Genomic DNA, 9,801 nt, shown 5'->3' on the forward strand with positions numbered 1-9,801 from the left:
GTGTCCAACTACACCGCCGATCAGACGCGCGCGCTGGCGTCGTTCCTGTCGGTGCCGCTGTCCTCGCAGCAGCCCGAATTCTCGCCGCTGTTCCTCGATCCGCTGACCAACGGGCTGATCGACCAGGCGATCGAAATGGACCTCGCGGTGCTCGCCTGGTCGCCGCTGGGCGGCGGGCGCATCGCGCAGCCGGGCAGCGCGCGCGAGGAAGCCGTGGCCGCCGCGCTCGATGCGGTGGCGCAGCGTTTCGGCGTCGGGCGCACCGCGGCGACCTACAGCTGGATCATGGCGCATCCCGCGCGCGTCATCCCGATCGTGGGGACGCAGAATGCGGCGCGCATCGCCGAACTGGTCGATGCCTTCCGCATCCGCTGGTCGCGGCAGGACTGGTATGACGTGCTGGTCGCGGCACGTGGCGAACGGCTGCCGTAACCTCGCGCGATGACGCGACCGGCAGCAACGACATGGCAGGGAGAGGGAAGTGAGCAATCCGTGCGAGATCGCGTGGTTTTCCGCGCTGTGCGACGACGATTATGAATTCCTCGGCGTGCCCGATCCGGCGCTGCGTTCCAGCTGGGAGCATTGCCGCGATATCGTGATGCAGGCCGAAACCGGCGGGTTTGACAATATCCTGCTGCCGTCGGGCTATGCGCTGGGGATCGACACCACCGCCTTCGCCGCCGCGATCGCGACGGTGACCAAGAACATCCACCTGCTGATGGCGACCCGCATCGGCGAGATGTGGCCGCCGCAGATGGCGCGCCAGATCGCCACGATCGACCGGATGACCGGCGGCGGGCGGTTGAAGGTGAACATCATCTCCAGCGACATGCCGGGCGAAACGCTCGCCTCCGCCCCGCGCTATCGCCGCACGGTCGAGGCGATGGAGATCCTCAAGACGCTGCTCAACGGCCAGCACCTGAACCACCAGGGCGAGTTCTGGCAGCTCGATATCGATCCGCCGCGCGTCGGCACCGTTTCGGGCAAGGCGCCGCTGCTCTATTTCGGCGGGCTTTCGCCGGATGCGCGCGACGCCGCGGCGCGCGCCTGCGACGTGTTCCTGATGTGGCCGGACAAGCGCGAGAATGTCGCCGCGATCATCGCCGACATGAAACATCGCGCCGCCGCCTACGGCCGCACGCTGCGCTTCGGCTATCGCGCGCATATGGTGGTGCGCGATACCGAGGCGGAGGCGCGCGCCTATGCCGATCGCCTGCTGTCGAAGCTGGACGCGCAGGAAGGGGCCGCGATCCGCGCCAAGTCGCTCGATTCGGCCTCCGCCGGGGTCGCCGCGCAGGCGGCATTGCGCGACAATGCCGCGGACGACGGCTATGCGGAGGAGAATCTGTGGACCGGCGTCGGCCGCGCGCGCTCGGGCTGCGGCGCGGCGATCGTCGGCGATCCCGACCAGGTGCTCGCGAAGCTCCGGATGTATCGCGACATGGGCATCGACGCCTTCATCCTGTCCGGCTACCCTCACGCCGCCGAAGCCGATCTGTTCGCGCGCCACGTGCTGCCGCGGATCGACCACGCGCCATTGTGAGGGAGCAGACCGTGGACAGTGCCGATACGAAACCGTTGGTGGTGGGAATCGGCGGCACCGTCGGCGGCCCGTCGTCCACCGAACATGCGCTGCGCATCGCGCTCGCCGCCGCGCAGGAGGAAGGCTATGCCACCCGCCTGTTCGGGGGCGAGGCACTGGCGCAGCTGCCACTCTACGATCCGCGCGCGCGCGAGCGGACCGCCGGGGAACAGGATTTCGTCGCCGCGGTGCGCGCGGCATCGGCGGTCATCATCGCCAGCCCCGGCTATCACGGCAGCATATCGGGCGTCGTCAAGAACGCGCTCGACCTGCTGGAGGAAACCGCGCGCGATGCCGATCGCCCGTATCTGCACGACGTGCCCGTCGGGCTGATCGCCACCGCTTATGGCTGGCAGGCGACCGGATCGACGATCGCCGCGCTGCGCTCGATCGTCCACGCGCTGCGCGGCTGGCCGACGCCGTTCGCCGCCGCGGTCAATTCGGCGCAGACCAAGTTCGATGCCGATGGCGGCGCCAGCGATCCGGCGGTGGTCGAACAGCTCCGGCTGGTCGGGCGGCAGGTCGCGCGCTTCGCCCCCGCGCGCAATCTGGCACCGTCGTTCACCGATGCCTGACCGGCGCGCCGCACTCCGACTGATCGGGCTGGGCGGCGCGGGGCTGGCGACCGGGGCCGCGGCGCAGGATATCGACCTGGGCTTTGCCGGCGGGCGCCGCGCGCTGGCGGACACTTGGCCGCAGAAGGGCGCGATGATCGTGCTGCGCGAACGCGCGCCGCTGCTCGAAACGCCGATGGACGTGCTGGGCGACGACGTCTTCACCCCCAACGACCGCTTCTTCGTCCGCTGGCATTACGACGACATCCCGCTGTCGGTCGATCCCGCCGCGTTCCGGCTGCGCATCGGCGGCGCGGTGCGCCGTCCGCTGGCGCTCTCGCTCGACGCGCTGCGCCGGCTGCCGCGCGTCGAGCTGGCGGCGGTCAACCAGTGTTCGGGCAATTCGCGCGGCTTCTTCACCCCGCGCGTCCCCGGCGCGCAATGGGGCGACGGCGCGATCGGCAATGCGATGTGGACGGGCGTGCGGCTGCGCGACGTCCTCGATATGGCCGGGGTCGCGCCCGGCGCAGTCGCGGTGCGGCTGGCGGGGCTGGATCGCCCGCCGCCCGGCGCGCCATGGTTCGAAAAGTCGCTGGCGATCAACCATGCGCGCGATGGCGAGGTGATGATCGCATTCGCAATGAACGGCGCGGCGTTGCCGCTGCTCAACGGCTTCCCGATCCGGCTGGTCGTACCGGGCTGGTATTCCACCTACTGGATCAAGTCGCTCGACCGGATCGAGGTGCTGACCGCGCCCGACGACGGTTACTGGATGGCCAAGGCGTATCGCATCCCCGCCACGCCCGGCGCGAACGTCGCGCCGGGGGCGAAGGATTTCCCGACCGTGCCGATCGGCGCGATGGTGCCGCGCGCGTTCATCACTCCCCTGCCCGATGGTACGAAGCTGGTCGCGGATCAGCCCTTCTCGGTGCGCGGGCTGGCGATGGGCGGCGCGCACGGCGTCGCGCGCGTCGACCTGTCGATGGACGCGGGGCGGACGTGGCACGCCGCGCGGCTCGGCCCCGATCAGGGGCGCTACGGTTTCCGCCGCTGGTCCGCGACCATCGCGGGGCTGCGCCCGGGCGGCTATCGCCTGTGGGCGCGCTGCACCAACACCGCTGACGAGACTCAGGCGATGGACGCGATCTGGAACCCCGGCGGCTATATGCGCAATCCCGCCCCCTCGATCGCGATCCGTACCGCATGAGGCGGCTCGCCCCCGCCGCGCTGATCGCGCTCGCCGCCTGTTCCGCGGAGCCGGACGCGCCCGCCGCCCCAGCGAACGACGCCGCGTCGGTGACGATCGCGCTGCCGGCCGAAACCGCCGCCTTCCCTGCCGGCCCGGCGGGCGAGTTGCTGACCCAGCGCTGCACCGCCTGCCATTCGGCGGACCTCGTCACCCGCCAGCCGCCGCTGACCGCGGAGAAATGGCAGGCGACTGTCACGAAGATGCGCGAGGCGTATCGCGCCCCGCTCGACCCGGCGCAGGACGGGCGGCTCGTCGCCGCGTTGCTCGCGGTGCAAAACCGCTGACGGGGTGGCCCCGCGCGGGACGATCCGGTAACGCGGTTCTCAAAACGAGAGGCATTTCATCCGCATGATCCGTTTCGACTGGGCCGATCCCTTCCTCCTCGATGCGCAGCTGAGCGACGACGAACGCATGGTCCGCGACAGCGCGCGCGCCTATGCGCAGGACAAACTGGCGCCGCGCGTCATCCGCGCCTTCGCCGACGAACATACCGATCCGGACATCTTCCGCGAAATGGGCGCGCTCGGGCTGCTCGGCCCGACGATCCCGGCCGAATATGGCGGCGTCGGCGCGGGCTATGTCAGCTACGGGCTGGTCGCGCGCGAGGTGGAGCGCGTCGATTCCGGCTACCGCTCGATGATGAGCGTGCAGTCCAGCCTCGTGATGTACCCGATCCACGCCTATGGCTCGCAGGAGCAGCGCCGCAAGTATCTGCCGAAGCTGGCGAGCGGCGAATATATCGGCTGTTTCGGCCTGACCGAGCCGGATGCCGGCTCCGACCCCGGCGGCATGACCACCCGCGCGCGCAAGGTCGACGGCGGCTATGTCATCTCCGGCGCCAAGACGTGGATCTCGAACGCGCCGATCGCCGACGTCTGCGTCGTCTGGGCCAAGAGCGACGCGCACGGCGGCGCGATCCGCGGCTTCGTCCTGGAAAAGGGGATGAAGGGGCTGTCGGCGCCCAAGATCGAGGGCAAGCTTTCCTTGCGCGCCAGCATCACCGGCATGATCCAGATGGACGAGGTGGAACTGGGCGAGGATGCGCTGCTGCCGAATGTCGAGGGACTGAAGGGCCCGTTCGGCTGCCTCAACCGCGCGCGCTACGGGATCAGCTGGGGGGCGCTGGGCGCGGCCGAATTCTGCTTCCACGCCGCGCGCCAGTACGGCCTCGACCGTCATCAGTTCGGCCGCCCGCTCGCCGCGACGCAGCTGTTCCAGAAGAAGCTGGCCGATATGGAGACCGAGATCGCGCTGGGACTCCAGGCGTCGCTGCGCGTCGGGCGCCTGCTCGACGAGGGCGATTACGCGCCGGAGATGATCTCGATCGTCAAGCGCAACAACGTCGGCAAGGCGCTCGACATCGCGCGGATGGCGCGCGACATGCACGGCGGCAACGGCATTTCGGGCGAGTATCAGGTGATGCGCCACGCGATGAATCTGGAAACCGTCAACACCTACGAAGGCGCGCACGACGTCCACGCGCTGATCCTCGGCCGCGCGATCACCGGCATCGCCGCGTTCTGACAGGCACGCGGAGGCCGCAGCTTTCGCCGGGGTGACGGCTTTGGGCACAGCCGGCGCCCCAGCGAAGGCTGGGGCCTCCCCGTGGACCAGACGACACCCGCCCAAAGCCGCGCTTCACCCGCCCCAAGCGCGAACCGCTGGCATCCGGCGCCGCGCATCCCCACTTTGCTGACATGACACGGCTTTCCCTGCTCGATCTCGTCCCCGTTACCGACACCGGTACGGTGGCGCAGTCGCTCGCCAACGCCGCCGACCTCGCGCGTCATGCCGAGGCGGTCGGTTTCGACCGCTATTGGGTCGCCGAACATCACGGGATGGAGGGGATCGCATCGGCCGCCACCGCGGTGGTGATCGCGCATGTCGGCCACGCGACCTCGCGGATCCGCATCGGCGCGGGCGGGATCATGCTGCCAAATTCGGCGCCGCTGCAGATCGCCGAGCAGTTCGGCACGCTCGACGCGCTGTTCCCCGGGCGCATCGACCTGGGGCTGGGCCGCGCGCCCGGTTCCGACCAGCGCGTCGCGCAGGCGCTGCGCCGCAATCTGAACAGCGATGCCAACCAGTTCCCCAACGACGTCGTCGAGCTGCAAAGCTATTTCGCCGACGACGGGCGCACCGGCATCCGCGCCACCCCCGGCGCGGGGGCGCGGCCGCAATTGTGGATCCTCGGCTCCAGCCTGTTCGGGGCGCAGCTCGCCGCGATCCTCGGCCTGCCCTATGCCTTCGCGTCGCATTTCGCGCCCGATGCGCTCGACCAGGCGCTGGCGATCTACCGCCGCGATTTCCGTCCCTCCGCAGTACTCGACCGGCCCTATGCGATGGCCGGGTTCAACGTCTTCGCCGCCGATACCCGTGCGGAGGCGGAGCTGATCGCGACGTCGCAGCAGCAGTCGTTCGTCGCGCTGCGCACCGGCAATCCCGGGCGGATGCGCCCGCCGGTCGAGGGCTATCGCGCCACGCTGCCGCCCGCCCATGCCGCGATCCTCGACCATGTCCTGTCCGCCAGCGCGATCGGCACGCGCGACGACGTCGCGCGCGGGCTGGCCGCGTTCGTCGAGCGCACCGGCGTCGACGAGGTGATGGTCGCCAGCGCGATCTACGATCACGACGCGCGCAAGCGGTCGGTCACGCTGACCGCGGAGGCGATGCGCTCGCTGGACCGCGCGGCCGCCTGACGCGCCCCGCATAGGGGGTGGACGCCACCGGCGCGCCCGGCTAACCGCGCGCGATGGCGCACGTCGGCATCATCATGGGGTCCACCTCCGATTGGGAGACGATGCGGCACGCCGCCGAGACGCTCGACGCGCTCGGCGTCGCGTATGAGGCGAAGGTGGTGTCCGCGCACCGCACCCCGCAGCGGCTCTACGACTACGCCACCGGCGCGGCGGACCGCGGGCTGAAGGTGATCGTCGCCGGCGCAGGCGGCGCGGCGCACCTGCCGGGCATGGCCGCGTCGATGACGCACCTGCCGGTGCTGGGCGTGCCGGTCGAATCGAAGGCGCTGAAGGGCATGGACAGCCTGTTCTCGATTGCGCAGATGCCCGGCGGCATCCCGGTCGGCACGCTGGCGATCGGCAAGGCCGGCGCGATCAACGCCGCGCTGCTGGCCGCCGCGATCCTGGCGCTGGCCGATCCGGCGCTGTCGCAGCGGTTGCAGGACTGGCGCCGCGCGCAGACCGACGGCGTGGCGACCGACCCGGCATGACCGCGCTTCCCCCCGGCAGCACGATCGGCATCCTGGGCGGCGGGCAGCTGGGCCGGATGCTTGCCAGCGCCGCGGCGGACCTGGGCTATCGCACCCATGTGCTGGCGCCCGACCGCGAAAGCGTCGCGGCGCAGACCGCCTCCTCGCTGACCCGCGCCGATTACCACAACAAGGTGGTGCTGGCCGATTTCGCCGCGCAATGCGACGTCGTCACCTACGAATTCGAGAATATCGATGCCGCGCCGGTGCGCTGGCTGGCGGACCGCGTACCCGTCCACCCCTCCCCGATGAGCCTCGAAGTCGCGCAGGACCGGGTCCGCGAAAAATCGTTCGTGGAGCAGGTCGGCGGCCGCCCGGCACGCTGGCACGCGGTCGCCACCCGCGCCGACCTGGACGATGCGATCGCCGCGATCGGCTGCCCCGCGGTGCTCAAGACGACGCGCTTCGGCTATGACGGCAAGGGGCAGATGCGCCTCTCCTCCCCCGCCGATGCCGATGCCGCGTTCGAGGCGATCGGCGCGCCCGCGGTGCTGGAGGCGTTCGTCCCCTTCACGCACGAATTCTCGATCGTGCTGGTCCGCGGCGCGGACGGCACCGTCACCAGCTATCCGCCGCCATGGAACGAGCATCGCGACGCGATCCTCCACCGCTCCACCCTGCCCGCCCCCGCCGAAATCGCGGCGCAATGGACCGAAGCGGCGGCGCTGACCGGCCGAATCGCCGATGCGCTGGGGCATGTCGGCGTGCTGACCTGCGAATTCTTCGCCGGCGCGGACGGCCCGGTGTTCAACGAAATGGCGCCGCGCGTCCACAATTCCGGGCACTGGACGATCGAGGGCGCGGCGACCTCGCAATTCGCCAACCACATCCGCGCGATCTGCGGCCTGCCGCTGGGCGACACCGCACTGATCGGCACGCATGTCGAGATGGAAAACCTGATCGGCGCCGATTGGGAACGCTGGCCCGCCCTGGTCGCCGAGCCGAACGCCTACCTCCACCTCTACGGCAAGCGCGAGACGCGCGACGGCCGCAAGATGGGGCATGTGACGCGCATCACGCGGGGCTGACGCGCGCGTCTCAATCCGCGCGCAGCGCCCAGTCGACCGCCGCCGCGGCGTGCAGCGCGGTGGTATCGAACACCGGCACCGCGCTGTCCGCATCGCCGACCAGCAGCATGATCTCGGTACAGCCCAGGATCACCCCCTCCGCGCCCCGTTCCACCAGCCGCGCGATGACGTCGCGGAACGCCGCCCGCGATTCGGGCCGGACCTGCCCCGCGACCAATTCGTCATAGATGATGCGATGGACGGTCGCGCGATCGCGGTCGTCGGGCACGATCACCTCCAGCCCGTGGCGCGTCGCCAGCCGCCCCTTGTAGAAAACCTGCTCCATCGTGAACGCGGTACCCAGCAGCCCGATGGTGCGCAGCCCGGCCGCGCTGATCCGCTCGGCGGTGGGATCGGCGATATGTAGCAGCGGGATCGACACCGCCGCCTGCACCGCATCGGCCATCCGGTGCATCGTGTTGGTGCAGATCAGCAGCACGTCCGCCCCGCCCGCCTCCAGCGCGCGCGCCGCCTGCGTCATCCGCGCGGTCAGCGCGTCCCAGTCGCCGCGATGCTGCAATGCCTCGATCTCGGCGAAGTTGAACGACCACAACAGGCAGGATGCCGACGCGGTCGGCCCGACGCGGTCGCGCACCCCCTCATTGACGATGCGATAATATTCGGCGGAGCTCTCCCAGCTCATCCCCCCGATCAGCCCGATCGTCCGCATCGTCATTCCCCGTGCCGCTTCGTCGCGAGGCGCCGTAGCGCGACGGTGGGCGGGCCGAAACCCGTCCGACGCCGACATGCGCGATTGCCCGATCGCCGCACCGTCTTCACCCGAGTCGACGGATCGGGGATGCCGCAGGCCCGCGCCGTGCGTATCCTGCGGCCGCCGGGAACAGGAAGGAATGATCATGCGTCACCGCTCGCGCGTCGCGACGTTCGGCCTCGTCGCCGCATCGGCGGTCGCGTGTCCCGCCGCCGCGTCCGAACGGGTCGTCGATGTGCCGCTGGCGGGCGGCACGGATCAGCGCGTGCTGATCGCCGCGCCGCCCACCCCGCGCGCCGCGATCGTCATGCTGCCCGGCGGCACCGGCGATATCGGGCTGACGCGCGACGGCGATATCCGCCACGATCACAATTTCGTCGTGCGCACCCGCGCGGCGTGGAAGGCGCGCGGCTATGCCGTGCTGATCCCCGATACCGTCGACCACGCCAGCCTGCGCGGACAGCGCAGCACGCCTGCCTATGCGCGGCGCGTCACGGCGCTGATCGCGCTCGCCCGCCGGCAGACGGGGGCGCCGGTGTTCCTGCTGGGGACGAGCCAGGGGGCGATCGCGGCGATGAACGGCGCGGCGCACGCCCGTCCGGGGACGCTTGCCGGATTGGTGCTGACCGAATCGGTTTCGGTGCCCGGCGGCAGCGGCGAAACGGTGTTCGATGCCGATCCGGCCGCGGTGCGCGTGCCCGCGCTGGTGGTCGCCAATCGCGCCGACCGGTGCCGCGTCGCCCCGCCGGGCGCGGCCCCGCGCATCGCCGCGGCGCTACGCCGCAGTCCCGACGTCGCGGTCGTCCATGTCGATGGCGGCACGACCCGCGGCGACGACGATTGCGGATCGCTGACGCCGCACGGTTATGCCGGGATCGAGGATGAGGTGATCGGGCGCATCGCGGCGTGGATCGATCGCCACGGCGCGCGTCGGAAATGAACAGCGCGCGGGGGAACGCCATCGCCCCCCGCGCGCCATCATCGTCGGTCCCGCTCAGCCGGTGCGCTTGCCGTTCAGCGGGAAGCTGCCGAACGCGCCCGCGCCGACGTTGCCGGTCACGGTGTCGCCATCGACCGTCGCGGTGATGTCCAGCGTCATCGGCATCGGCGACGTCATCTGCTGCTTCCACGACAGCGTGTTGCCGTCGACCGTCCCGGTGACGTCGGCGGCGCCCATCGCGCCCGATGCCTGCCCCGTGAAGCTGTTGCCGTCGGCCTTCACCGTCAGCGTCAGGTTCTGGTCGCCCAGCGGCGACTTCACGGTGCAATCGTAGGTTCCGTCCACTCCGGCCATCTTGCTCTCCCTTGCGTACGTTACGTCGTGCGTGCTCACTTCGCGGCGGTGGGGGCGGCGGCGGCGGCGGGCGCC

General features: G+C 70.7%; 12 protein-coding genes. 10 read left to right on the plus strand and 2 right to left on the minus strand.

All coding sequences use genetic code 11. The annotated features are described in order from the left end of the window. From AX685_RS19980 to AX685_RS20020, 9 genes are all read left to right on the plus strand, one after another. Positions 1-432 (plus strand): aldo/keto reductase (locus tag AX685_RS19980; protein WP_197418737.1); only part of this gene is annotated, 432 nt, incomplete at its 5' end. A gap of 49 nt (positions 433-481) precedes the next feature. Next, positions 482-1,543: an LLM class flavin-dependent oxidoreductase gene (locus AX685_RS19985; protein ID WP_066491934.1), complete on the plus strand. Its 1,062-nt coding sequence runs from the start codon at positions 482-484 to the stop codon at positions 1,541-1,543. 11 nt (positions 1,544-1,554) lie between these two features. Beyond that, a complete protein-coding gene (locus AX685_RS19990; protein WP_066491939.1) occupies positions 1,555-2,157 on the plus strand; it encodes an NADPH-dependent FMN reductase in 603 nt (200 codons plus the stop codon). Continuing rightward, complete coding sequence (locus AX685_RS19995; protein WP_066491943.1) at positions 2,150-3,343, plus strand: molybdopterin-dependent oxidoreductase; 1,194 nt, start codon at positions 2,150-2,152, stop codon at positions 3,341-3,343. The genes AX685_RS19990 and AX685_RS19995 overlap by 8 nt, the downstream gene beginning before the upstream one ends. Beyond that, complete coding sequence (locus AX685_RS20000; protein WP_066491945.1) at positions 3,340-3,669, plus strand: hypothetical protein; 330 nt, start codon at positions 3,340-3,342, stop codon at positions 3,667-3,669. The genes AX685_RS19995 and AX685_RS20000 overlap by 4 nt, the downstream gene beginning before the upstream one ends. Positions 3,670-3,733: 64 nt before the next feature. Beyond that, positions 3,734-4,909, plus strand: a complete 1,176-nt coding sequence (locus AX685_RS20005; RefSeq protein WP_066491947.1) for an acyl-CoA dehydrogenase — start codon at positions 3,734-3,736, stop codon at positions 4,907-4,909. Between the two features lie 173 nt (positions 4,910-5,082). Next, positions 5,083-6,084, plus strand: a complete 1,002-nt coding sequence (locus AX685_RS20010) for an LLM class flavin-dependent oxidoreductase (protein ID WP_066491949.1) — start codon at positions 5,083-5,085, stop codon at positions 6,082-6,084. A 53-nt stretch (positions 6,085-6,137) separates the two neighbouring features. After that, positions 6,138-6,614, plus strand: a complete 477-nt coding sequence (purE, locus tag AX685_RS20015; RefSeq protein WP_066491952.1) for a 5-(carboxyamino)imidazole ribonucleotide mutase — start codon at positions 6,138-6,140, stop codon at positions 6,612-6,614. After that, positions 6,611-7,681 (plus strand): 5-(carboxyamino)imidazole ribonucleotide synthase, encoded by a 1,071-nt coding sequence (locus tag AX685_RS20020; RefSeq protein ID WP_066491963.1) that lies wholly within the window; start codon positions 6,611-6,613, stop codon positions 7,679-7,681. Before purE ends, AX685_RS20020 begins: the two co-directional genes overlap by 4 nt. 10 nt (positions 7,682-7,691) lie before the next feature. On the opposite strand, the gene AX685_RS20025 is transcribed toward AX685_RS20020, so the two are convergent. Next, on the minus strand, positions 7,692-8,390 hold the full coding sequence (locus AX685_RS20025) for an aspartate/glutamate racemase family protein (RefSeq protein ID WP_066491967.1): 699 nt from the start codon (positions 8,388-8,390) through the stop codon (positions 7,692-7,694). A gap of 187 nt (positions 8,391-8,577) precedes the next feature. Between AX685_RS20025 and AX685_RS20030 the strand changes: the two genes are divergently transcribed. Further along, positions 8,578-9,372 (plus strand): alpha/beta hydrolase, encoded by a 795-nt coding sequence (locus AX685_RS20030; RefSeq protein ID WP_197418740.1) that lies wholly within the window; start codon positions 8,578-8,580, stop codon positions 9,370-9,372. A gap of 54 nt (positions 9,373-9,426) precedes the next feature. Here the strand turns inward: AX685_RS20030 and AX685_RS20035 are convergent, their stop codons facing one another. Continuing rightward, the gene (locus AX685_RS20035) at positions 9,427-9,726 is read right to left on the minus strand and encodes a hypothetical protein (protein WP_066491965.1); all 300 of its coding nucleotides are present in this window, start codon (positions 9,724-9,726) and stop codon (positions 9,427-9,429) included. Positions 9,727-9,801 lie beyond the last annotated feature (75 nt).

It is taken from the genome of Sphingomonas sp. CCH9-F2, from assembly GCF_001556735.1.
Classification (GTDB): Bacteria; Pseudomonadota; Alphaproteobacteria; order Sphingomonadales; family Sphingomonadaceae; genus Sphingomonas; species Sphingomonas ginsenosidimutans.

Excerpts from the sequence above, each read along its gene's own strand:
- AX685_RS19995 (WP_066491943.1), top strand. The coding sequence starts at position 2,150 with ATGCCTGACCGGCGCGCCGCACTCCGACTGATCGGGCTGGGCGGCGCG.
- AX685_RS20000 (WP_066491945.1), top strand. The coding sequence starts at position 3,340 with ATGAGGCGGCTCGCCCCCGCCGCGCTGATCGCGCTCGCCGCCTGTTCC.
- AX685_RS20005 (WP_066491947.1), top strand. The coding sequence starts at position 3,734 with ATGATCCGTTTCGACTGGGCCGATCCCTTCCTCCTCGATGCGCAGCTG.
- AX685_RS20010 (WP_066491949.1), top strand. The coding sequence starts at position 5,083 with ATGACACGGCTTTCCCTGCTCGATCTCGTCCCCGTTACCGACACCGGT.
- purE (WP_066491952.1), top strand. The coding sequence starts at position 6,138 with ATGGCGCACGTCGGCATCATCATGGGGTCCACCTCCGATTGGGAGACG.
- AX685_RS20020 (WP_066491963.1), top strand. The coding sequence starts at position 6,611 with ATGACCGCGCTTCCCCCCGGCAGCACGATCGGCATCCTGGGCGGCGGG.
- AX685_RS20025 (WP_066491967.1), bottom strand. The coding sequence starts at position 8,390 with ATGCGGACGATCGGGCTGATCGGGGGGATGAGCTGGGAGAGCTCCGCC.
- AX685_RS20030 (WP_197418740.1), top strand. The coding sequence starts at position 8,578 with ATGCGTCACCGCTCGCGCGTCGCGACGTTCGGCCTCGTCGCCGCATCG.
- AX685_RS20035 (WP_066491965.1), bottom strand. The coding sequence starts at position 9,726 with ATGGCCGGAGTGGACGGAACCTACGATTGCACCGTGAAGTCGCCGCTG.